The organism is Acinetobacter sp. CIP 64.2 (assembly GCF_000369645.1).
Taxonomy (GTDB): domain Bacteria; phylum Pseudomonadota; class Gammaproteobacteria; order Pseudomonadales; family Moraxellaceae; genus Acinetobacter.
Genome location: NZ_KB850122.1, coordinates 766,378 through 790,213, shown reverse-complemented (window position 1 = coordinate 790,213; position 23,836 = coordinate 766,378). Strand labels below are relative to the sequence as shown.

At 40.2% G+C, this 23,836-nt stretch carries 22 protein-coding genes and 1 pseudogene; 12 read left to right on the top strand and 11 right to left on the bottom strand.

Translation table 11 applies throughout. The features are described from left to right. Both F895_RS07365 and F895_RS07370 read left to right on the top strand, forming a co-directional pair. On the top strand, nt 1-480 hold a 480-nt coding region (locus F895_RS07365), incomplete at its 5' end, for a putative type VI secretion system effector (RefSeq protein ID WP_005242028.1). A gap of 303 nt (nt 481-783) precedes the next feature. After that, nucleotides 784-1,461 carry a hypothetical protein gene (locus F895_RS07370; protein WP_005242027.1) on the top strand — a complete coding sequence of 226 codons (678 nt, stop codon included), beginning with the start codon at nt 784-786 and terminating at the stop codon, nt 1,459-1,461. Nucleotides 1,462-1,473: 12 nt separating this feature from the next. Here the strand turns inward: F895_RS07370 and F895_RS19530 are convergent. The 3 genes and pseudogenes from F895_RS19530 to trmB form a co-directional block, all read right to left on the bottom strand. Continuing rightward, nucleotides 1,474-1,866: pseudogene (locus F895_RS19530) on the bottom strand (transposase family protein); the annotation flags it as partial. Between the two features lie 37 nt (nt 1,867-1,903). After that, nucleotides 1,904-2,308 carry a transposase family protein gene (locus F895_RS07380; RefSeq protein WP_000669095.1) on the bottom strand — a complete coding sequence of 135 codons (405 nt, stop codon included), beginning with the start codon at nt 2,306-2,308 and terminating at the stop codon, nt 1,904-1,906. A 186-nt stretch (nt 2,309-2,494) separates the two neighbouring features. Then, nucleotides 2,495-3,211 (bottom strand): tRNA (guanosine(46)-N7)-methyltransferase TrmB, encoded by a 717-nt coding sequence (trmB, locus tag F895_RS07385; protein WP_004662584.1) that lies wholly within the window; start codon nt 3,209-3,211, stop codon nt 2,495-2,497. A gap of 182 nt (nt 3,212-3,393) precedes the next feature. On the opposite strand from trmB, the gene F895_RS07390 reads away from it, so the two are divergent. Both F895_RS07390 and F895_RS07395 read left to right on the top strand, forming a co-directional pair. Next, nucleotides 3,394-5,835, top strand: a complete 2,442-nt coding sequence (locus F895_RS07390) for an ExeM/NucH family extracellular endonuclease (protein ID WP_010590276.1) — start codon at nt 3,394-3,396, stop codon at nt 5,833-5,835. Between the two features lie 206 nt (nt 5,836-6,041). Continuing rightward, on the top strand, nt 6,042-6,653 hold the full coding sequence (locus F895_RS07395) for a glutathione binding-like protein (RefSeq protein WP_005242024.1): 612 nt from the start codon (nt 6,042-6,044) through the stop codon (nt 6,651-6,653). Nucleotides 6,654-6,717: 64 nt separating this feature from the next. Here the strand turns inward: F895_RS07395 and F895_RS07400 are convergent, their stop codons facing one another. Together F895_RS07400 and ahpF are read right to left on the bottom strand one after the other, a co-directional pair. Next, nucleotides 6,718-7,062: a hypothetical protein gene (locus F895_RS07400; RefSeq protein WP_005242023.1), complete on the bottom strand. Its 345-nt coding sequence runs from the start codon at nt 7,060-7,062 to the stop codon at nt 6,718-6,720. 157 nt (nt 7,063-7,219) lie between these two features. Continuing rightward, nucleotides 7,220-8,785: an alkyl hydroperoxide reductase subunit F gene (ahpF, locus tag F895_RS07405; RefSeq protein WP_005242022.1), complete on the bottom strand. Its 1,566-nt coding sequence runs from the start codon at nt 8,783-8,785 to the stop codon at nt 7,220-7,222. Nucleotides 8,786-9,013: 228 nt separating this feature from the next. On the opposite strand from ahpF, the gene F895_RS07410 reads away from it, so the two are divergent. After that, on the top strand, nt 9,014-9,232 hold the full coding sequence (locus tag F895_RS07410) for a DUF1653 domain-containing protein (RefSeq protein ID WP_005242021.1): 219 nt from the start codon (nt 9,014-9,016) through the stop codon (nt 9,230-9,232). A gap of 36 nt (nt 9,233-9,268) precedes the next feature. After that, a complete protein-coding gene (locus F895_RS07415; protein WP_005242019.1) occupies nt 9,269-9,856 on the top strand; it encodes an O-methyltransferase in 588 nt (195 codons plus the stop codon). Here the strand turns inward: F895_RS07415 and F895_RS07420 are convergent. After that, entirely contained in the window at nt 9,833-10,882 is a 1,050-nt protein-coding gene (locus F895_RS07420) for a helix-turn-helix domain-containing protein (protein WP_005242018.1), read from the bottom strand. The two genes, F895_RS07415 and F895_RS07420, sit on opposite strands and share 24 nt — an antisense overlap. Nucleotides 10,883-11,004: 122 nt before the next feature. Between F895_RS07420 and F895_RS07425 the strand changes: the two genes are divergently transcribed. Continuing rightward, on the top strand, nt 11,005-12,198 hold the full coding sequence (locus F895_RS07425) for an alkane 1-monooxygenase (protein WP_005242017.1): 1,194 nt from the start codon (nt 11,005-11,007) through the stop codon (nt 12,196-12,198). A gap of 52 nt (nt 12,199-12,250) precedes the next feature. Here the strand turns inward: F895_RS07425 and F895_RS0118975 are convergent, their stop codons facing one another. Together F895_RS0118975 and ahpC are read right to left on the bottom strand one after the other, a co-directional pair. Continuing rightward, nucleotides 12,251-12,460 (bottom strand): KTSC domain-containing protein, encoded by a 210-nt coding sequence (locus F895_RS0118975; RefSeq protein WP_005204416.1) that lies wholly within the window; start codon nt 12,458-12,460, stop codon nt 12,251-12,253. A gap of 252 nt (nt 12,461-12,712) precedes the next feature. Further along, nucleotides 12,713-13,276: an alkyl hydroperoxide reductase subunit C gene (gene ahpC / locus F895_RS07430; RefSeq protein ID WP_005242015.1), complete on the bottom strand. Its 564-nt coding sequence runs from the start codon at nt 13,274-13,276 to the stop codon at nt 12,713-12,715. 483 nt (nt 13,277-13,759) lie between these two features. Between ahpC and F895_RS07435 the strand changes: the two genes are divergently transcribed. From F895_RS07435 to F895_RS07445, 3 genes are all read left to right on the top strand, one after another. Next, on the top strand, nt 13,760-14,071 hold the full coding sequence (locus tag F895_RS07435) for a hypothetical protein (RefSeq protein WP_005242014.1): 312 nt from the start codon (nt 13,760-13,762) through the stop codon (nt 14,069-14,071). A gap of 137 nt (nt 14,072-14,208) precedes the next feature. Then, nucleotides 14,209-18,165: a DUF3418 domain-containing protein gene (locus tag F895_RS07440; protein ID WP_005242013.1), complete on the top strand. Its 3,957-nt coding sequence runs from the start codon at nt 14,209-14,211 to the stop codon at nt 18,163-18,165. Between the two features lie 45 nt (nt 18,166-18,210). Beyond that, nucleotides 18,211-19,317, top strand: a complete 1,107-nt coding sequence (locus F895_RS07445) for a beta-ketoacyl-ACP synthase III (RefSeq protein ID WP_005242012.1) — start codon at nt 18,211-18,213, stop codon at nt 19,315-19,317. Nucleotides 19,318-19,378: 61 nt separating this feature from the next. Here the strand turns inward: F895_RS07445 and lipA are convergent, their stop codons facing one another. Beyond that, entirely contained in the window at nt 19,379-20,392 is a 1,014-nt protein-coding gene (gene lipA / locus F895_RS07450; RefSeq protein WP_010589851.1) for a lipoyl synthase, read from the bottom strand. Nucleotides 20,393-20,581: 189 nt separating this feature from the next. On the opposite strand from lipA, the gene sthA reads away from it, so the two are divergent. Both sthA and F895_RS07460 read left to right on the top strand, forming a co-directional pair. Continuing rightward, nucleotides 20,582-21,997 (top strand): Si-specific NAD(P)(+) transhydrogenase, encoded by a 1,416-nt coding sequence (gene sthA / locus F895_RS07455; protein ID WP_004806376.1) that lies wholly within the window; start codon nt 20,582-20,584, stop codon nt 21,995-21,997. A gap of 78 nt (nt 21,998-22,075) precedes the next feature. Next, nucleotides 22,076-22,549, top strand: a complete 474-nt coding sequence (locus F895_RS07460; protein ID WP_005242009.1) for a DUF3465 domain-containing protein — start codon at nt 22,076-22,078, stop codon at nt 22,547-22,549. A 40-nt stretch (nt 22,550-22,589) separates the two neighbouring features. On the opposite strand, the gene F895_RS07465 is transcribed toward F895_RS07460, so the two are convergent. Both F895_RS07465 and F895_RS07470 read right to left on the bottom strand, forming a co-directional pair. Next, nucleotides 22,590-23,042, bottom strand: coding sequence for an Mpo1 family 2-hydroxy fatty acid dioxygenase (locus F895_RS07465; RefSeq protein ID WP_005242008.1), 453 nt, complete (start codon nt 23,040-23,042; stop codon nt 22,590-22,592). A 135-nt stretch (nt 23,043-23,177) separates the two neighbouring features. Further along, nucleotides 23,178-23,789 carry a septal ring lytic transglycosylase RlpA family protein gene (locus tag F895_RS07470; RefSeq protein WP_004654033.1) on the bottom strand — a complete coding sequence of 204 codons (612 nt, stop codon included), beginning with the start codon at nt 23,787-23,789 and terminating at the stop codon, nt 23,178-23,180. Nucleotides 23,790-23,836 lie beyond the last annotated feature (47 nt).

Below are 23,836 nucleotides of genomic sequence, written 5' to 3'. Positions count from 1 at the left end.
CCTGTAGATGGACGTTATCAGGTCTATGCCATTCTGGATCCTAAATCTGGTTTGCTTTATATGATTTATGAAATGGGCCGTTCAGTAAAAATGGGTTATAAAGCCATTATTATGCAGACTTACTATTTTACATTGTTGTCATGGGGTTTTCTCTTTATTTTTATTTTATTCTATTTTATTTTTAATTTTTCCTACTCTATGAACACCATTTTATACTTTCTAAAGATTGTGGGAATTTCTTTATTTGTTTCTGTAGCAATTTCTGGTTTTGTTAACTATTTTGGCTATAGAAAATCCTATGAAAATTTCGGAGCATTATCGGAGCAAATATTTAAAAAACTAGGTTTTGAATATCCAAAAGAACAGGATTTTTATAATGAATTTTTAATGGATGAAGGTGTGCAGATTAGTGTAATGAAATATCGTAATAAGTTAAAAGGTCAAGATCCTTATCCAGAAGATTATTTTGATAAAAAATGATAAAAATCGAAGATCGTGTAAGGAATCTCTAAATTGAAGATTCCAAAATTCACTCTTTAAAAAATATAGAGAAGCAAGTTGTTGTTTTGGCAATGCTAGGTACTTTAGCAAGTAGTAGTGCATTGATGAAAAATGCTCCAATTATGCTTGTGGCTGCAAGAGGAGAAGTTGATGAATGAATGTTTACTTTCTTGATATATTGCTCATATCTGCATGGATTTAAAGAGGAAGAAGGCTATGCTTAAGGATTTGGTTAAGGACTAAAAGATATTTAGTCATGATTTTTTAATTAAGGTTTTTTAAATGTATTTAAAGTTATCTGAATTTGATTATAATTATTTTGTGAAAAAACACTTTGTACTCAATTTTGCTCTAGGTGTCCTTGCTCTTTTTGGATTTAGTACGATTTTTAGTTTAAGTACATGCTTTATAAAAATTTTATTTATTCTTTCTTATATACTTTATTTCTATTTTTGTATTTTTCTTTATATACGGGCTAGGGTTAAACCTGATGCTCTTTTATATGCACAGCATCGTTTTAGGAGTGGCTATTTGACGTCGTTTTCTTTCCTGCTGATCGCTCTGTCAATTTCACTAAATGTTGCTGAAATATATTTTTGGAGTTATATCGTCATTTATATCTTATTTCATATTCTTATTCGATTTGAAATGAAAACTATTCAAAATAATAATAAAAATCTACATGATCTTACTCGGGATTTTAATCAAAAAGAAGGCGGGCTGTATGATTTTATATTTTCTTTGACTCGGTATGAGTATAAGATAAATGGGTGGATAATATTTTTTGGTTTTATTTTAATTCAAGTGGTTTTGGTTGCTGTTCTGAAAGGAATATTTAAAATTACAGCTCCTTATGAACTCTATATTATTCCAGGTGTTTTTTTCTTTATCTCAGGTTTTGCTTTATATAATATGGGGTTAAAAATGTATTTACCTTATATTATTAGACTTCCTTCATAAATCATTTTTCAATCAATTTAATTGTTTATCTTTCACCCAATCTAAATTGTATATGCCAGCAAGTAAATTAAACCGCAGGTTTAATCTTTTACGACGATTTCTATATACACAAGATAAAATCTTAAAACATTTCATCCTTCCAAATACATGCTCTACTTGAATTCGTCTACGACCAATCTCTTTATTTAACTTTTTTAATTCAGAATCTAGTTTTTCAGTTTTCTTTGCTTTAGATGGCATGAGGCATCCAAAACCCAATTTCTTTATCCCTAAATAACCCTTATCAACGATAAAAAAGGGCTTAAATTTTAATTTCCTCATGCTTTTTTTAAATATTTTAAAATCATGCATGCTTCCATGACTTCCACATACACTCAGTATTTCACCTGTTATATAGTGCATAGATAGCTGAAATTTAAAGGTATGTCGCTTTTTTTTACCGCTATACCATTTCTTCTGTTTTTTTTGGACGTTGAACTAATATTTCAGTGGCATCAATCACAACAACTTCCCAATCCACTTCATCTCGATTAGGAAGTTGTTTTGGCAAGTTGAATTTTCCAGAACGGATTAAGGTATCTTCAATAACACGTGTGATACGAATTGCACTCGTTTCAGATACACCGTAACTCATACCAAGATGGAAAAATGTTCGATATTCTCTCCAATATTCTATACATAAGAGCAAACGATCTTCCAACGGTAATTTATGCGGTCGTCCTTTACCAATATGACGAGGTAAATGCTTATTTAGCTCGGCCAACATGAGGTTAAATGTAGCCCAACTAACACCGGTAAGCCTACGAAACTTAACGTTTGATAATTTTTGAATATCTTTGAATTTCATCCAAGGATTATCTCTTGAATTAAATAATTTTGCTGATTAATTTAAGATCAAATAAATTGTACGTTTTTTGATTTATGACGGAAGTCTATTCTGCAAGAAGAAGTACAGTAGAACCCTTATTTAAAATTTAAACCTAAGAAAAAAAGCCACTAAACAATTAGTGGCTTCCTTTAAAACTAAATCAGCTTATTTAATTTTCTTAAAAATAAAGTCATTAATCTTATGACCCGATTCCAGACCACGACGCTCGAATTTAGTGACTGGACGCCATTCTGGGCGAGGGTAGCTATTGCCTTTACCTGCCAAGTTTTCCATATCAGGACGGTTATCTAGGATATCAAGCATCCACTCTGCATACGGTTCCCAATCTGTCGCGGCATGAAAAGTACCACCCAACTCAAGCTTTTGTTCAACCAGTTGCATACGCTCATGAATCACAAAGCGACGTTTAAAGTGACGCTTCTTCTGCCACGGATCTGGGAAATAAAGCTGTACACAGTTAATGCTGTTATCTGGCATTTCACGTAATACTTGAATCGCATCCGCATCCAGTACAAACAGGTTCTTTAAGCCCGCCATACCCGCTTCATAGACGCACTGTGCAATACCAGGCACATGCACTTCGATTCCGACAAAGTTACGTTCAGGATTGGCTTTTGCCATTAATACCAAAGAGCGACCCATACCAAAACCAATTTCAACGGTCAACGGACGTTCAGGATGTTCAAAGTGTTGACGTAAATCACCAACAGGGTATTCCAAAATTAAATCACGATAATCTTCTAAAGCAGTACGTTGTGAAGTATTGAGCGGAGCTGAACGACGCATAAACGTCACAATTTCACGGTGCTCAGGCAAATTGTCGAGTTCCGTAATTTGCGTTTCTAACTGATCGTTTGACATGATTCTGGAGATATAAATATAGAAATGCCGTATTTTAAGTGTTCAGGTGGTCAAGTCAAACTTTAAGTGATTTTATTTAGCCAGTCATTTCTGAAATTGATTAAAATTTGTCAAAAAATCTTCATGTAGCTGTCACAGAAATTGCATAGCCTAATTACAATTTTAACACTAAGTAAAAAATGATGAACAATTTTAAATACCATTCGATCGCCATTTGTTTAGGCCTGTTAGGTGCATCTTCAATCTTTTCCGCTGCACATGCACAATTGATGTTTAGCCAATATGTCGATGGCAGCAGCAATAAAAAAGGACTGGAAATTTATAACCCCGATGCGACAGCGGTAAACTTAGCCGATTATGAAATCCAGCAGTTCAATAATAGCGGTACAGTTAAAACCGTAGCTTTCCCACTACAGGGCACTTTGGCCAGTAAACAAAAATTCTTGATTGGTCGTTCTGAATTACAGACGCAATTGGGAGGTAAGGTGAATCAGGTGGCGGGCCTGTCCTTTAATGGTGACGATGCCATTGTCTTGCTCTATCGTGGTACGCCTGTAGATCGTTTTGGTCGTATTGGTGAACGTCCAACAAATGGTTGGGGCACCACAGTGCTGAGTATGGGCAATAGCTTTAAGCGCATTCAAACTGACAATCCTGTCGTCAGTGTTGATCCAACCAGCCCATTTGATTTAGATCAATCTTGGCAGGCATGGACAGATCGGAATGACTTTTCGAATTTAACTGGCTCAACCACCACACCACCGATTACAGATGCAGTTAGTTGTAATAGCAGTGACACGCCGATTGCCAGCCTAGCGCAATCGACACAGAATCAAAACTATACCATTCGTGGTGTGATCACGGCAGACTATCGCTATAGCAATGGTTTCTCTGGTTTTTATGTACAAACCCCTGACAGTAAAGCCACCGCAAATGTCAGTAATGCCATCTTTGTCTATATTCCTGCCAGCAGTGCAGTAAAAGGCGGGCAGGTTGGCGATGAAGTTATTCTGCGTGGTCGTTTAACCAGTTATCAGAACCAACTGCAAATTGATCAGTTACAGCAAGATGTTCAAAGCTGTAACCAGAATATGGCATCGCTGATTCAACCACTGGATTTGAATTTACCTTTTAGCAGCTTAACCGATGCATCTGGGAACTCTCCAAAACGTTATCAGGGCATGCTGGTAAAATTACCACAAACGCTGACGGTGAGCGAAAACTATAATTTTGGCCGTTATGGTGAATTGTCACTGAGTTTAGGTCGCTTATTCATTCCAACCAATCTTTATCCAGCATTGTCCAATGAAGCGAAAGCATTGGCACAGCAAAATCTGCTTTCCAAGATTATTTTTGATGATGGCTATAGCAATCAAAACCGTGCACCGTGGTTGCCACAGAACTTTAGCGCCCTTAATACCTTGCGCTCTGGCTACCAGTTAAAGAATGCACAAGGGATTTTAGAATATCGTTTTAATGCTTGGCGTGTACAACCGATTGCAGGGGCAAACTTGCCAGAAATCGTGACCACCACCAATCCACGCACAACGATTGCAGCGAAACAAAGTAAGCATATCCGTGCTGCGGCATTTAACGTGCTGAACTATGACAACGGTAAAAATGGTTTCCCAACAGAACGTGGTGCCAACAGTCAGGCTGAATTTGATAAGCAACATGCCAAAATCGTGAATGCGTTAAAATCGATTGATGCGGACGTTTATGGCCTAATGGAAATTGCCAACAATGGTTATGGGAGTGATAGTGCGGTTGCCAATCTGACTAAAGCCTTAGGACCAGACTGGAAATATGTGATTCCAGAAGGCCTGAATCAGCTGGGTACTGATGTGATTGCGGTTGCGATTATTTATAACAGCAAACGTGTTCAGCCTGTCAATAAAGCCGCAGTATTGGACTTGGGGGATAAAAACCGTTCAACGCTTGCGCAATCATTTAAACCGGTACAAGGTGGTCAGATCTTCACGGTCATTCCAAACCATCTTAAATCTAAAGGCTGTAAGGGCGTAGATGCCAACTCTCTCGATGCCGATCAAAGAGATGGTCAAGGCTGTTGGAACCCAACCCGTGTTAAAGCGGTTGAACAACTCACCCAGTGGATTGCCAAGAATCCGACTCAAGTGAAAAATCCGAATATCTTGCTCTTGGGTGATATGAACAGTTATGCCAAAGAAGATCCGATTCTGACCTTTGAGAAAGCCAACTATAAAGTCTTGTTGAATGATAGCAAAGTAGGTGAAGGCAGCAAGGCCTATAGCTATGTCTTTGGTGTATCGAGTGATGCCGATGGTTATGGTGGGGCAGGAAACCTTGATCATGCCATTGCCGATGCCAATCTGTATAAGCGTGTGATTAAAACATTTGCTTGGCATATCAATGCTGATGAGCCAACGGTATTGGACTATAACGAGGAATATAAAACCGATGAGCAAAAAGCACTGTTCTTTGCTGCTGATGCTTATCGTTCTTCAGATCACGATCCTGTAATTGTGGATCTGGACATGAAAAGCTCGGATTCGCAACTAGAACCAAACAATCCGAAGAATATTATCGTTGAATTTTTAAACTCATTATTTGAATGGTTAGGCAAGATTTTTGGTCGGGCGTAACACGATTTCCGTGACCTTGTTTAATTTGTTTTTTCATAAATTAATCAATCGTCACGGAATATAACTTGCAAGGCAGAAAAAAATTCATTAATAGTAGTGGTGTGGATGTTCTTAGCATGAAAGCTATTATAAATTTTAGTTATTTCTGTTCTTGAGTTTCGTTGGAACGTTCTAGAGCATAAGTCGTTAGATAACAAGGATCAATTATGAAGTTGTATTATTCACCTGGTGCATGCTCATTGGCAGCCCATATTATTTTAAATGAAATTAACGTAGATTTTGATTTAGAACGAGTTGATCTAAAAACACATAAAACCTCTAAAGGTGCAGATTATTACGAGATTAATCCAAAGGGCTATGTGCCTGCTTTGGAAATTAATCCAGGTTTGATTTTAACTGAGAATGTAGCAATTTTACCTTTCTTGGCTCAGCATGATCCAAAACAGGATTTGATTCCGCCTTCAGGTATGGGGCGTGCCAAGGTGCTAGAGTGGTTGGGATATCTCAACTCAGAATTACATGATGCTTATTCAGTCTTCTTTGGTGGTCGATTAACCGACGATGAAAAGACCAAAGCCTATGCCGAAGTTGATCGTTTACTCAGTTATATCGATAACTACTTAGCTGAATCTGAATATGATTATCTGGTCGATGATAATTTTGGCCCAGCAGATGCTTATTTATTTGTGTTAACCAATTGGTCTAATCATATCGAACATGACTTGACGCCTTATATCAACATTATTGCGTTGCGTAATAAAGTGGCTGAACGTCAGTCTGTGCAAATCGCAATGCGTGATGAAGGCTTATTGAGCTAATTGATGCATTCCAATAAAAAAGCCTCTGTTTACAGAGGCTTTTTTATTTCAGCAATAATCGAAATTATTGTTGAGCTTTTTGTTTTACATCAGCAGCCGTTGATTCAACCGCGCCAGCAACTTTAGCAGTTGCATCACGTGCAGCAGCCTCAGTTTTTGCAGCAGCTTCAGCAGTTGCATTCGCAGTGTGATCAGCAGCAGCATCAATTTGGTTGCTTGCTGTATCTACAGCAGTCGCAACATCACTTGAAGCGGCATCAGCAGCATTGTGAAGATCAGCACCAGCTTGGTTAGCAGCATGCTCTAAATGTTCGCCAGTTGTTGCACCTGTTTCAGGCGCTTTTTCTTTATTACAGCCTACAAGGGCAACAGTCGCAGCGAGACCTAAAGCAACGAGTAATTTATTCATTGTCATATTTCCTTTTCTTTGTGGCATCCAATAGGAATGGATAGCGAAAATATAAACATAAACCACAGGAATAATAAAGTAGAAAAATTGTTGATAACTTGTAAAAACACGCACTTACATCAGATCGTGTAAGTGCGTGCATAGCTATTAGGTGAGCTTAAACACCAGAACGGATCATATAATCAAAGGCAGACAGTGATGCTTTCGCGCCTTCACCGGTCGCAATGATAATCTGCTTGTACGGCACTGTAGTACAGTCACCTGCGGCAAATACCCCTTTGACATTGGTTTCGTTGCGCTCATTAATCACGATCTCACCACGATTACTCAGTTCAACCGCACTGTTCTTCAAGAAGTCAGTGTTTGGCAATAAACCAATTTGTACAAAGATCCCTGCAAGTTCAACAGTATGCTCAACATCAGTGGCACGGTCTTTATACTTCAGCGCCGTGACTTGTGAACCATCACCTACCACTTCAGTACTCAAGGCATTCATGATCACGGTGGTATTTGGCAAGCTGTTTAATTTGTCCTGCAATACTTGGTCAGCACGAAGTTTGGTATCAAACTCAACCAAAGTCACATGCTCAACAATGCCTGCAAGGTCAATGGCTGCTTCTACACCAGAGTTGCCGCCACCAATCACCGCAACACGTTTACCTTTGAATAATGGGCCATCACAGTGTGGGCAGTACGCAACACCGCGCGTCCGATACTCTGCTTCACCTGGGACATTCATCTCTCTCCAACGTGCACCCGTTGAAAGAATGATGGTTTTCGATTCAAGTTTGGCACCATTTTCCAGTTCCACTTCAACCAGACCATTGGCCGTTTGATCTGCCCCCGTGATCTTGCTGACACGTTGCAGGTTCATGATATCTACCCCATACTCACGCACATGGGCTTCCATATCTTGGGCAAACTGTGGACCTACCGTTTTTTGAACCGTAGTGAAGTTCTCAATGTCCATGGTATCCATGACCTGACCACCAAAGCGTTCAGCCACGATACCGGTTTTAATACCTTTACGTGCTGCATAGATTGCCGCTGTACCACCCGCAGGACCACCACCAATCACCAACACATCAAATGCATCTTTGGCATTGATTGCGGCTGCATCTTTCTCAGCTGAATTGCTATCCAGTTTGGCTACGATTTCTTCCAGTGTCATACGGCCTTGGCCAATATGCTGATTGTCTTGGAATACCATGGGTACAGCCAAGATTTTGCGTTCTTCAACTTCGTCTTGGAAGAAGGCACCATCAATCATGGTCGCCGTGGTATTTGGATTATTGATCGCAATCAAGTTTAAAGCTTGCACTACATCTGGACAGTTGTGACAGCTTAACGATACGAATACATCGAAGTTTGCAGTTAAATTTAAACCTTTGATCTGAGTCATTACTTCATCAGAGACCTTAGGGGCATAACCCGACACTTGTAACAATGCCAAGATCAAAGAAGTAAACTCATGTCCCATCGGTAAGCCAGCAAAGAACACACGAGGTTGTTCGCCTGCTTTGGCCACACCGAAACTAGGACGGCGAGCGTTTGAACCGTCAAAACGCGCCGTAACTTGGTCAGAAAGCTCAGCAATTTCAGTCACGAGTTGTTTGATTTTGTCTGCTTTATCTGAGTCATCTAAAGCAGCAACCAACTCGATTGGACTTTCTAAACGTTCTAAGTAAGCTTTTAATTGAGTTTTAATATTTTGATCTAACATCTATTTCTCCAAACGCTAAGACTTTCAAATCAGCTAAATTCATTCAATGAGGCTATAGTACGCAAAAGTACTAAATAGGTAAAACAGTATGTTTTTATGAGTTTAATCGGTTTTTTGAATTTTGGTATGTCAGTTGAATTTTTGAAATGTACCTTTCGATAAAAAAAACAGTACAATCAAACTTGTTATACAACTGCAATCATTGCGTGGCATAAAAGGGTAAGCAATATGGCATTACAGCGCGGCATCTATCAACACTATAAAGGACAACTTTATCAGGTCTTCAATGTGGCTCGTCATAGTGAAACCGAAGAAGAGCTGGTTGTTTACCAATGCCTATATGGGGATTACTCCATGTGGGTACGTCCATTAGCGATGTTTCGTGAAACGGTTCAACTGGCTGATGGACAAATCCAGCCCCGTTTTAAATTGATTCAAGCGACTTAAGCGTAATTTGCTGACTTGGTATTGGGAGGGGCAGAGATGACCAGTAGTGTATTCTTACAACGTATTTCTGATTTATATGATCAGTTCAAGCAACATGATGCTCAACAGTCTGATCGTCTGAGTCGCTATCGGAATATTGAAGCTGAGTCGGCAAAATTATTGGCAATGTTGGTTCGTTGCCAGCAATCAAAACGTATTCTGGAAATCGGTACTTCTACTGGTTATTCAACCTTATGGTTGGCTGAAGCTGCCCAAGCGGTAGATGGCAACGTTCAAACTGTAGAAATTGATCCTTTACGCAGTGCTCAAGCGAAAAAATATGCAGAAGAATTTGAGTTAGAACAGCAAATTGATTTCTGGGTGGGAGACGCAGCGGATTTTCTGGCTCAAGCCAGTGAACCGTTTGATTTTATTTTACTGGATGCAGAGCGTATTCATTACGTGAGTTACTGGGCCGATTTAAAGCGTTTATTACAAAACGCGGGCAGTACCTTGATTATTGATAACGTAATTTCTCATGCTGCCGAAGTAAAAACCTTTCTGGAATTGATCAAGCATGATGAACATTACATGAGTACAACTTTGCCGATTGGCGCGGGCTTATGTATGGTGATCTTGAAGTGAATTGATTTTATCTTGGTGGTTTAAGCGATAAGCTTGTGGACTACAACCCATCACTTTATTAAAGGCACGGGTAAAATTGGCAGGGTTGGAATAACCCAGTTCATAAGCAATCGCTGTAATGGTAAAGCTAGAATTCTCTAACAAATCAATGGCACGTTCAGTGCTGATCTGCTGTTTTAATACCTGAAACTCAACACCTTGCTGCTGCAAATAACGCTGTAAGGTTTTGGTAGAAATGTTCAAGACCTTGGCGCATTCAGTTAAGGTAGGGACTTGATTGGCTTGCTTGAGCATCATGCTGACCCATTCCACAATTTCACCTTGGTGATAGATTTTCTGAATTTGTTCCTGACAACGTTGTTCAACCACTTTTAAACTATGCGCATCTGCCAATGGTAAGGGCAGTGCCAATTGTTGTGCATCAATGACAACCCGTATGCCTGACATCCAGTTGTAGTTAAAGTGGAAATTGGCTTTGACTAAATGTAGATAACGTTCCTGATAAACTGGTTCTGGGATACTTAAATAGACTTGATAGCGTTGTAATTGCTGACCAGCCAACTCTAATAAGCTGTAGTAAAAGGCTACCGCAATCGCTTCAATATGAAAGGCCAGACACTGCTTGTTCATGTGTAAAATCGGTTCAAATAATAGTTCAACCTTGTTTGATTCTGCTGGAAAATGAATGCTCAGCTTAAAGCTCGGCATAATCAGTCTAAAGTACTGTGCAATCAGTCTAAGTGCATGCTCTAGATGAGGACTGGTCATCAGGGCATAACCAACCAAACTATGTGAACTCAGTTTTAGGTTTTTCCCTAGTTCAAAGGCGAGGTCTTGGGTATTGGGTAGGCTTAAACCAATCGCAATGAATTGTTCAATCTGTTGAACTGACAGCAGTTCTGTTTTCGCAAGTTCATCTTTTAAACGGATGAGCAAATCATTATCGTATTGATGTGTACTGATCAGTATTTCAATCAGCCGCAAATAATAACGCGATGGAATTACGGGAATTTGCTGCTTTTGCACAAGAATTGTTCATTAAAGTCTTAAAATGATAATAGCAAGTCTTAAAATGATAATATAGAGGGGCGATAAAAGCACACACTCAATTCAGGCAAAACATTTTGTGTTTGATTGAGGAAATTCTAATGAATATGCATACTCAAATTGATGTAGAGCAGGCAACAACAAACTTTAAAGATAAAAAACGTCATTTATGGTTATTGGGGTTGGCTGTCCCTACAATTGCAATGAGCGGTCTGGCGGGTTATCAATTTGGCCCGAAGAAAACCAAAAAATTCTTCGCTTCTTTTGGTCCATTATTTATTCATGGCGTTATTCCTGCACTGGATAAACTAATTGGTGAAGACACGGAAAATCCGCCATTAGATGCAATCGCAGACTTGGAAGCAGATCCTTATTATTCACGTATTGTCAAGCTTTTCATACCATTACAATATGCGACCAATATTTATGGCGCTTATTTAGCCAGTCGTAAAAATACACCCGTCGCGGATCAAGTTTTACTTGGAACTTTGGTGGGCATGGTCAATGGGATTGCGATTAATACCGCGCATGAACTTAGCCATAAAACTGGGCGGCTTGAACATTACCTTTCCCATTTAGCCTTGGCACCATCGGGGTATAACCACTTTCGCATCGAACATCCATATGGGCATCATCGTCGTGTTGCAACACCAGAAGATCCTGCATCGTCACAATTTGGCGAAACTTTCTGGAAATTCTTACCGCGTACTGTCATTGGCAGCTTTAAATCCGCGATTGAAATTGAAAAGAATCGTTTAGAACGTAAGAAGTTGTCTTTCTTCTGTAAGGAAAATGAGTTGATACATGGCTGGGCGATGTCTGCCGTGTATCATGCGGCTATGTTTAGCAAGTTTGGCATGTGTTCGGTACCGTTCCAAGTCACGCAAGCCGTTTATGCAATTACTTTATTCGAATCAGTGAATTACATTGAACATTATGGTTTAAAGCGCGAGAAAAAGGCCAATGGTCAATATGAGCGTACTTTACCTGAGCATAGTTGGAACAATAATAATGTGGTGACCAATTTGTTCTTGTATCAATTACAACGCCATTCGGATCATCATGCCAATCCAACCCGAAGCTTCCAGACCTTACGTCATTTTGAAGATGCACCTCAATTACCAGCAGGGTATGGCGCAATGATTTTACCTGCGTTTATTCCATCGTGGTGGTCAAAAATTATGGATGATCGAGTGGTACAGCACTACAAAGGTGATTTAGACAGAATTAATGTTTATCCTGAGGCCAGACAGAAAATGTTAGAGAAATATGCTGAACAACATAGTGCCACTTAAAGCTCAACCAGATCCAATGCAAATCAGCCCAATTGGGCTGATTTTTTATATTTTAAGCTGAGATACAGAGCCGTTTAAAATGTAGATCAAATTCAAGATATTTGTGCACAAAGGCTGTTTTATCGTTGGTACGAAGCAAATTATTGTAGATAAACTCTGGAACAGGATGATAAAGCTCGCCTGAGCCATTGCTATAGAAAATTTTTAAATAGCGTGAAGAAACATCGTATTTCCAAGAGGTTACAACAACCGGTTTTTCCATATATTCGTCCCCATATTGATTTGATCTTTTAGTACATAATGAATAACTCTGGTGTTTCCTCATTTGACAGTACTCCAACTGGGACGGTCTGACAATTCATATGTGCAGCTTGCTATAAACTTATAAGTATAAGAATTGTAAAAAATTAGCTATAAAATTATAGGATTACTAATCTACGATTTTGAAAAAAACAGGCAAAAAGAAACCACCCTAAAAAGGGTGGTTTCAGACGACTAGGTCTAATCTAGATAATTAGATTTTACCAACTAAGTCGATAGATGGAGCAAGTGTAGCTTCGCCTTCTTTCCATTTAGCTGGACATACTTCACCTGGGTGAGCGTGAACGTATTGAGCAGCTTTAACTTTACGAAGAAGTTCAGATGCATCACGACCGATACCACCCGCGTTGATTTCAACGATTTGGATTTTGCCTTCTGGATCGATTACGAAAGTACCACGGTCAGCAAGACCAGCAGCTTCGATTAATACCTCGAAGTTTTTAGAAAGCGTCCAAGTTGGATCGCCGATCAATGGATATTGGATTTTACCAATAACTTCTGAAGTGTCGTGCCAAGCTTTGTGCGTGAAGTGAGTATCAGTAGATACGCCATAGATTTCAACGCCTAATTTTTGGAATTCAGCATAGTTGTCAGCAAGGTCGCCTAACTCAGTTGGACATACGAAAGTGAAGTCAGCTGGGTAGAAGAATACAACAGACCATTTGCCTTTAAGATCAGCTTCAGATACTTCAACAAATTGACCGTTGTGGTACGCAGTTGCTTTAAATGGTTTAACTTCAGTATTAATTAAGCTCATCATTGTCTCCATGATTGAGGTTTTATTGAGAGGCTAACGCCTTACTTGTTTACGAGGTCAAGAATAAATAATTTTTAGTTATTGGGGAAATAGTATTTTTACATGACTAAAATCGGAAAATTGAATAACTCAATCAAAAACGACTTTCACCCAAGGATATCTGCCTTATTTGACTGCATACAGATGAAGCAAACATGACAAACTATCCAAAACTAATGTGCATAACAACATGAAGTCTACGCTGTTAAAATTCAAGGGTAAAATTGAAAAAATCTAAAAATATATAAAAAACCAAGATATACGATTAAATTTTCTACGGCTATCTGTTTTGTTTTTGAGTACTATCTGGTCGTGATCCTTGAGCGTTAGGATAGATTTGCAAAAGAAAAAATACGAATACGATAAGGAGAAGAGAAATTAGTTTGATGAGATTATTGATTTGTTACTATAAAAATACAGGAATTAATTGGCAGGAGTGAAGGAATGGAATCATATAGTGGTCTAGTAAGTCTTACACAAGCAAAAACTTATCTCCCAAAAGAGGGGGCAATATTTATTCCAAATTGTCAGGCAGTTGATTTATTCTCATGTTCGATGATTGTATTGGATGCAAAACAAAGTCAGCAAGAAATAAGAGAAGGCGCTATTTTCATTCCAAAAGTATTAAAAGGAAAAGGTTATCAACACTGGTTACAGGTCTCTACTTTTCTTAATCTTGTCGTTGATTTTGATCCAAACGAAGTAAGTGAATCAAAATTAAGGTCTATTTTTATTGTTTCAGCTTCGGATGAATAATTATTTAACTTGATTCAAGATCTGAATTTTTAGTGCTAAGCCTCTGCGGTCGCTAAGGTCTAGAAAAGCTTTCTTTGCATAGCAAGGTTTTAAGGCGTAAAATAGGCGATTCTTTTTATTTTCAGGAAAGCTGTTCAGTGCAGAGTCATTTAAATGTAGATCAATGGGTTATGGCACGTGACCGTCACCGTTTAAATCGACTGCGCAAGGATAAGAAAACAGAAAAAGCAGACATCGAAAAACTATTTGAACAGTCCAATCATAAAGTTAAACAGCGTTTAGCCCGTATACCGCAAATCAAGCTCAATCAAGACTTGCCTGTTACTCAATATACAGATCGCCTGATTGCTGCGATTCAAAAGCATCAAGTCATTATTGTGGCAGGGGAAACTGGCTCTGGTAAAACCACGCAACTACCGCAAATTGCGATGCTGGCGGGTCGTGGTCTTACAGGCATGATCGGTCATACGCAACCTCGTCGTCTGGCTGCACGCAGTGTCTCGCAACGCATTGCGGAAGAAGTGGGCGAGAAGCTTGGCGAATCAATTGGCTTTAAGATTCGTTTTAATGAGCAAGGTTCGCAAGACTCCATCGTCCGTTTGATGACGGATGGTATTCTGTTAGCAGAGCTCACCAATGATCGTTTCCTGTCGAAATACGACACGATCATTATTGATGAGGCGCACGAACGTTCACTCAATATTGACTTTATCATGGGCTATCTCAAGCAGTTATTGCCAAAGCGTCCTGATTTAAAAGTCATCGTGACTTCGGCGACTTTAGATGTAAACCGTTTTAGTCAATACTTTCATAATGCCCCAATCTTTGAAGTGGAAGGGCGAAGCTTCCCTGTTGAAGTACGTTATCGTCCCATCTCCGAGCTGAGTATTGTCGGTAGTGATGATGATGAGTTCGATGACTTTGAAGAAAATCTACCACGTGCTGTGGTACAAGCAGTCGAAGAATGTTTTGCCGATGCAGAAAGTCGTGGTCATCCTGAACATGCCGATATTCTGATTTTTGCCAGTACCGAGCAAGAAATTCGGGAATTACAGGAAACCTTGCAAAAGCATGGTCCTCGACATACTGAGGTACTGCCTTTATATGCACGTTTGGCGCTGGCTGAACAGCAAAAGATTTTTAGTCCAAGTGGTAAAGGACGGCGCATTATTATTGCCACCAACGTGGCGGAAACGGCGTTGACGGTGCCGAATATTCGTTATGTGATTGATAGTGGTTTTGCCCGTATTTCCCGCTATAACTACCGTTCACGGGTACAGCGCTTACCGATTGAAGCGATTTCGCAGGCAGCAGCCAATCAGCGTAAAGGCCGTTGTGGTCGTATTGCTGCGGGTGTCTGTATTCGTTTGTACAGCGAAGAAGACTTTTTAAGTCGTCCTGAGTTTACCGAACCTGAGATTAAAAGAACTAACTTGGCTTCCGTGATTTTGCAGATGCAAAGTTTAGGTCTGGGCAGTCTGGAAGATTTTGATTTCATTGAACCACCTGATTTTCGTCTGGTGAATGATGGTCGCAAACTCTTGATTGAATTGGGGGCATTAACAGATAAAAAAGCCCCTCTTTCCCAAAGAGGTGAGGAACAAACGATGTTCCGCAAGGGAGATTCATCTAGAGATAATCCCCCTCAATCCCCCTTTACCAAAGGGGGAAGTCCAGATAGCTTAACCAAAGTCGGTCAAATGATGGCGCGTATGCCGATTGACCCACGACTGGCACGAATGCTGATTGGCGGTGCGCACTTTGGCGTATTGAAAGAAACGCTGATTATTGTCAGTGCCTTGGCCATTCAAGATCCGCGTGAACGTCCTGCCGATAAACAAATGCAGGCAGATCAAAAGCATGCTTTATTTAAAGAAGCTGACTCTGATTTTCTATTCTATTTAAAACTTTGGAATACCATTCAAACCAGTCCAGATACACAAACCGAAAACAAGCGCCGTCAGTTTGCACGGCAACATTTCTTGAGTTGGTTACGCTTACGTGAATGGAAACAAACCCATCAGCAGTTAGTAGAGCTGGCTGAAGGCTTAAAACTCAGTTTTAATGAAAAATCAGCCAACTATGAAAACTTACATCGTGCGCTGTTAACTGGCTTGCTTTCATTTATCGCCAACAAAACCGATGAACGTAATACTTTTATGGCGGTACGCCAGCAGAAGGCCAAAGTTTTTCCTGCCAGTACCTTACATAAGACCAATACTGCTTGGGTCATGGCCTTTGAGATGGTGGAAACCTCTCAGGTGTATTTACGTACCTTGGCCAAAATTGATCCAGAATGGATTTTATTGGCAGCACGCGATCTATTGAAATATCATTACTTTGAGCCACATTGGTCGAAAAAAGCAGGCATCGTCAATGCCTATGCGCAGATTTCGCTGTTTGGTTTAATCATTGAACCGAAACGCATGGTGAATTTTGAGAAAGTAGATCAGCCTGCGGCACATGAAATCTTCCTACGAGATGCTCTGACTACAGGTAATTTAGGTGTTACACCGCCGTTTTTAAAGCACAACCTGTTGAAGCTCGAAGAAGTTGAACGGGTAGAAGATAAGTTGCGTCGTCGCGATTTGGTGGTCGATGAGGAAACCATTTACCAGTTCTATGCCGAGAAAGTGCCAGAGGAAATTGCCAGTCGTCGTAGCTTTGAAGATTGGCGCGCAACGGTAGAAACAGAAAATCCACGTTATCTTTTTGTAGAAGACGATGCTTTGTGGATGAATGATCGTCCGACCACGCAACAATTTCCAGATTATCTGCATAATGGTCAGTTACGTTTGGCTGCAAGCTATCGTTTTGATCCAAGTCATGATGAAGATGGGGCAACGGTTAAAATTCCTGTACAGGCTTTACCGCAAGTGGATGAAAAGCAATGGTCTTGGGGAATTCCAGGTTGGCGACAAGATTTAATTGAAGCTTTACTGAAGGCACTTCCTAAAGATAAACGTCGTAATCTGGTTCCGATTCCAGATACGGCAAAAAAGTTGATGCAAGGCATTGATGCGGTACATTTACGTGAGCATCTATTTAATTATTTAGCCTTTGCGTTACGTGGCGAGCAGATCACGGAAAAAGATTTTTCTTTTGAGCGGATTGATCAATATCTGGTGCCTTTTATCAAGGTGTTAGATGAAAAAGGTAAACTCATTGCTCAAGGCCGTGACTTAGACGAATTAAAAGCACGTTGTCGTGTTGAAACTCATCGTCCAGTGAAACAGCAAGCCGGTGAGTTCCAGACCTTCCCTGAGAATTTTGTATTTGAAGCCTCACAAAAAGTGACGGGCGTGATCGTTAAGCAATATCAGGCGTTGGTTCCAAGTAAGCGATTTGCTGAGCTTGATGCCAAAGATGAATCGGGCGTGGTGATTCAAACCTTCAATGATCAAGATGAAGCGATCAAGCAACATCGTGAAGGGGTGATTCGTCTGGTGCATATGCAATTGGGAGATTTAATCCGTCAATTGAAAAAGCAGATTTCCAAGCCGTTGGCATTGGCTTATTCACCGTTGGGGGATCGTGCCAAACTGGAACAAATGCTGGTCTATGCAACCTTACAGGTTTCGATTCAGGAGCTACCTAAAAATTCAGATGAGTTTCAGCAACTACTGACTGAAACCAAAAAGCAGTTTTTAGCAAATGGTCAACAGACATTAAGTGATTTAACTGAAATATTTACCCAATGGCAGCAGATTCGCCGTGAATTATTGGTCTTGGATCAGACGATCTTTGGCCGAAGTGTAGATGATATTGAAGATCAGCTTGATTTAATGTCTTTGGCAAACTTTGTGTATAGCCGTCCACCTGAGATTTGGCAGGAATACCCGCGCTATTTAAAAGCACTGCTATTGCGTTTAGATCGTTTGCCCAATAATCTACAACGAGACCTTGCTGCAATTGATGATGTCGATCCATGGATGGACAAAGTGTTTAAATTTAAAAATGATCCTAGAATCAAAGAATTGTATTTGATGTTGGAAGAACTCAGAATTTCCTTGTTTTCTCAGCCGATGAAAACAAAGCTGCCTATTTCACCAACTAGATTACAAAAACTATGGGATCGATTAGCAATCGGTTAAACTGAGAAATATGAAAGTTAGAAGCATTCTTTACAGGAGTTTTACATGGGCATCCGTATAACTGGTACAGGTTTATTCCACCCAACCGAATCTATTTCCAATGAAGAGTTGGTTGAAAGTTTAAATGCTTATGTAGAACAGTATAACCAAGACCACGCAGCTCAAATCGAAGCAGGCGAGATTGAGGCTTTACGCGGCTCAAGCCCTGAGTTTATTGAAAAAGCCTCTGGGATTAAACGCCGTTACGTGGTCGAAAAATCTGGTATTTTAGATCCGAATCGTTTGCGCCCGCGTTTACAAGAGCGCAGTAATGATGAGCTTTCACTCCAAGCGGAGTGGGGTGTGATCGCAGCGAAACAAGCGATGGAAAATGCTGGTGTCACTGCAGAAGACATTGATGTAGTCATCTTGGCATGTTCAAATATGCAGCGTGCCTATCCGGCAGTGGCGATTGAAATCCAGTCAGCCTTGGGTATTCAAGGCTATGCCTATGATATGAATGTGGCTTGTTCTGCGGCAACATTTGGTTTGAAACAAGCCTATGATGCAGTGAAATGTGGTGCTCGTCGTGTGTTGCTGCTAAATGTTGAGATTACTTCAGGCCATTTGGATTATCGTACCCGTGATGCACACTTTATCTTTGGTGATGTTGCAACTGCATCGATCATTGAGGAAACGGAAAGCAAATCTGGCTTTGAAATTTTAGATATTCATTTGTTTACCCAGTTCTCAAATAATATTCGTAATAACTTCGGTTTCTTAAACCGCAGTGAAGATGCGGTGGTGGATGACAAACTGTTCCGCCAAGATGGCCGTAAAGTCTTTAAAGAAGTTTGTCCGCTGGTTGCGAAAATCATTACGGCACAATTAGAGAAACTTGAATTAACCCCTGAACAAATCAAGCGTTTCTGGTTACACCAAGCCAATGCCAACATGAATGAACTGATTTTAAAATTAGTGGTAGGTAAAGACGCTGATCTTGATCGTGCACCGATCATCTTGGATGAGTTTGCTAATACCTCATCTGCGGGCGTCATCATTGCAATGCATCGTACCGGTGAGCAGGTCAATGATGGTGAGTATGCAGTGATTTCTTCATTCGGTGCGGGTTATTCTGTTGGTTCGATTGTGGTACAAAAACATATTGCTTAAGCTTTTGTTTTAATAATAAAAAAACACCACAATCGTGGTGTTTTTTATTGCCAACTAAACGTTAAGCTTCAATGGTTTGAACTGCAATTTTCTTGGCAGGATCAACTTTTCGACGTACTGCTGGTACAGGTTCACCATGGTATTGGCGATCAGCAAAGTAGCTTGAGCGAACCATTGGCGCAGACCAGATATTTCTAAAACCGAGTTTGCGACCATGTTCTGCATAACGCTCGAATTCTTCTGGTGTAACAAAGCGATCGATGGGTGCATGTTGCTTAGAGGGTTGTAGATATTGACCAATGGTGACGTAGTCAACATCATGTGCTCTAAGATCATCAAGCAGGGCAATCACTTCTTCTTCAGTTTCACCGATACCGACCATCAAGCCACATTTGGTTGGGACATCAGGGCAGTATTCTTTAAACATTTTTAACAGTGTTAAAGAGTGCTGATAATCAGAACCTGGACGCATCGCTTTATATAAACGCGGCACAGTTTCAATGTTGTGGTTGAATACGTCTGGTGGGCATTCTGTCATGATGCGTAAAGCAATATCCATACGACCACGGAAGTCGGGAACCAGAATTTCCAATAAGGTTTTAGGGCTCAATTCACGTGCTTCTTTGATACAATCAACGAAGTGTTGAGCACCGCCATCCAAAAGATCATCACGGTCAACCGAGGTAATCACCGCATATTTAAGGCCGAGATTGGAAATGGTCTCTGCCATATGACGAGGTTCATCTGGATCTAAAGCATTTGGACGACCATGTGCAACGTCACAGAAAGGACAACGACGTGTACAGATGTCACCCATGATCATAAAGGTTGCTGTACCACCACCGAAACATTCAGGTAGGTTAGGACATGCAGCTTCTTCACATACCGTATGCAGTTTTTGCGAGCGCAAGGTTGTTTTGATACGCTGAACTTCTTCTGGAGCGGTCATCTTGACTCGAATCCAGTCAGGTTTGCGAGGTACTTCAACCGTAGGGATAACTTTTACAGGAATTCTTGCGACTTTTTCCGCGCCACGAAGTTTTATACCCTGTTCAGGTTTACGGTGTTCAGACATATAATTTCTACAGCCTTTGACTTGAGATATCCCGTTATTATAGTCAAATTTGCCGTAGTAAAGCATGAAAAGTGGTATTCATTTTGAAAATGTAAATATATAAAAATATATAGTTGTGAAATACATCATCTGCCTGCATATTGGTTATCATATATAAAGCAAAAACGGTTAGAAACAAAGGAGCTTTGAATGCCACGTAAGAAAGAGGTCGTTGGTGGGAATATTGTTAAATATGATGCAGTAATTCTCGGTTCTGGCCCAGCTGGCGAAGGCGCGGCAATGAAGCTTGCAAAAGCAGGTAAACGTGTTGCAATCGTTGATGTTCGTGATCAACTCGGTGGTAACTGCGCACACGTAGGAACAATTCCAAGTAAAGCATTACGTCAAACAGTTTCAAGTATTATTCGTTATCAACGTGATCCAATGTTTCAAAAAGTCGGTGAGTGGAAACAATTCACGATGAAACAGGTGTTGCGTAATGCGCATAAAGTGATTCAGCAGCAAGTCGACACACATACACGTTTTTATGACCGCAATAAAATTGAAGTTTTCCACGGTCGTGCGTATATCCAAGACAAAAACACAGTTTTGATTTTTGGTCAGGATGGCATTAAAGACACCATTATTTGCAAGCAAATTGTGATTGCAACAGGTAGTCGTCCATACCAGCCTAAAGGCCTTGATTTTAATCATCCACGTGTATTTGATTCAGACAAGATTCTTGATCTTGATTATTCAATCCAGAAAATCATCATTTACGGTGCAGGTGTGATTGGTTGTGAATACGCATCTATCTTTATCGGACTCGATCATAAAGTTGATTTGATTAACACTCAGCAAAAACTTTTAAGTTATCTGGATGATGAAATTGCCGATGCATTGTCATATCACTTACGTGAACAAGGCGTATTGATTCGTCACAATGAACAAATCGATCGTTTAGAAACCTTTGATGACCATGTGGTCTTGCATTTGCTCAGCGGTAAGAAAATCAAAGCTGATGCAATTTTATGGTGTAACGGTCGTTCGGGTAATACTGATGGTTTAGGTTTGGAAAATGTTGGCCTGGTTCCAAATGGTCGTGGCCAGCTCATGGTGAATGATCAATATCAAACTGAAGCTGAAAATATTTATGCGGCGGGTGATGTCATTGGCTGGCCATCTTTAGCATCGGCTGCGTATGACCAAGGTCGTTGCGCGGGTGCAAACATGGTAGGCGAAAAGAATGTTAAGCCAATCCGTGATGTACCAACAGGCATTTATACTATTCCAGAGATTTCATCGATTGGTAAGACTGAGCAGGAATTGACTGAAGAAAAAGTACCTTACGAAGTAGGGCAGGCATCTTTCCGTCACTTGGCGCGTGCGCAGATTACAGGTGATACAGTAGGCGAATTAAAGATTCTGTTCAATCGTGACACTTTAGAAGTCTTGGGTATTCACTGTTTTGGTAACAATGCGGCAGAGATTATTCACATTGGACAAGTGGTGATGCATAGCCCAAACAATACGTTGAAATACTTTGTCGAAACAACCTTCAACTATCCAACCATGGCGGAAGCCTATCGCGTTGCAGCGTTGAATGGTATGAATCGTCTGTTCTAACTGGTTTAGACGTTGTATGATTAAAATGCCAATCAAATCGATTGGCATTTTGCTGTCTTATGCTTGAGAAAAGTAGATATGAACTCTCAAAAAAATAATTTGATCATTATTGCCATCATTGTGTTAGTTGCTGCTTATTTGGGTTTTGATTTTAAGCAAAAACAAAATTCAGGTCGTAATTCACCTGCGCAGACTTCAAGTAATCAAGTTTCTATTGATGATCAACAGAAGATCATGCAGGCTTACCAGCAACAACGGAGCAATGTGCAAGTACAGGCACAAGGTATCGTGAAAGCAATTTTGCCAGATGATAACGAAGGTTCAAGACATCAAAAAATGATTCTCAAGCTGGAGAATGGTTTAACGGTTTTAATTGCGCATAATATTGATTTGGCGCCAAGAATCGAAGGTCTTAAAAAAGGTGATACAGTTGAGTTCTTTGGGGAATATGAATACAGCCAGAAAGGCGGGGTTGTTCACTGGACCCATCACGATCCACGTGGCAAACATGTGGATGGCTGGCTGAAATATCAGGGAAGAATGTATCAATAACTTTCTTCCCTAGTCAGTCAGTTGCAAGATGTGCGCTAAATTAGCCTGTAATCGCTGATTTTTGACGAAGTTTCCATTTAGGTAGGACTTTAGCTAAATAAGCGTCCATGCACCATACAGGGCCAATTAGAAGGAATTGCAAGTCTTTAAAGAAAGAAGGCTTCTTACCTTCAACTTTGTGCCCATAAAACTGCCCGATCCATGCAATCACAAACACGCCAATATAGAAGCCAACGCCGACAGGTAAAATCACAATTAACCACGCCATTACTGCTAATAACGCTGCCATCGCCACAGCTAAAACAATATCTAAATGGGCATAAAAGACCAGCGTTAATACTAAGAGTAATGCGGTCAGCAAGGTACTAAAGTGCGCCAGAATACCAATGATTGAAAATAGAATTGCGGGAACACAGACCCAATGGATTTTTTTGTTGGTTTGGTTTTGGTGACTGTCACTATATTCGTCAAACCATTCGTCGATCGATTTCACTGCGCGCTCCTTGCTGTATTCATTTTTATGTGTTCAATATACCGAAGAAGAGGATAGGACGCAAAGCATTAAAAATGAGCATGTATAAAATAAAAAAAGCCGCAATAAGCGGCTTTTTAGTTGAGGTCTTAACGATTAAGAGTTAGGACCATCAACGCGTTCGATACTTACATTACCTGTACCTGCGCTCGACATACCGAGTTGCTTGGCAGCACCATAAGATAAGTCTAATACACGGTTACCATGGAATGGACCACGATCGTTAACTTTAACAACAACACTTTTACCATTGTCTTTGTTAGTCACACGGATGTAACAGTTCAAAGGAAGGCTACGGTGCGCGGCAGTCATTGCATTCATATCGAATGTTTCACCGCTTGCTGTTTTGCGACCATGGAATTGACGGCCATACCATGAAGCAACGCCACTTTGGCTGAATTTACGAACGGTGTTCGAAGCAACAGTATTCAGTTTTTCAATCACTGAAGGCTCTTCTTCAGGGATATCGATCTTAGCAGCAATCGTTTGGCGACGTACTTTGTCACCTGAACTCTCAGTGATTGAAAGACTATTAACGTTAGAGAAACGAGAATTAAAATTTTGAGAATCTTTGCTTAGAACGCGGGCAGCCAAATTAGAACCTTCCACATCATTTGATAATGATGAAGACTGTACCATTTCAGCATGTAACGGGCTTAAACTTAAGCCTGCCGTCAGCGCTAGAATATATTTTAGCGAAAACTGCATTGTATAAACTCCTAGAGAACATGCTTTTCTATTTCAATAAAACGCCT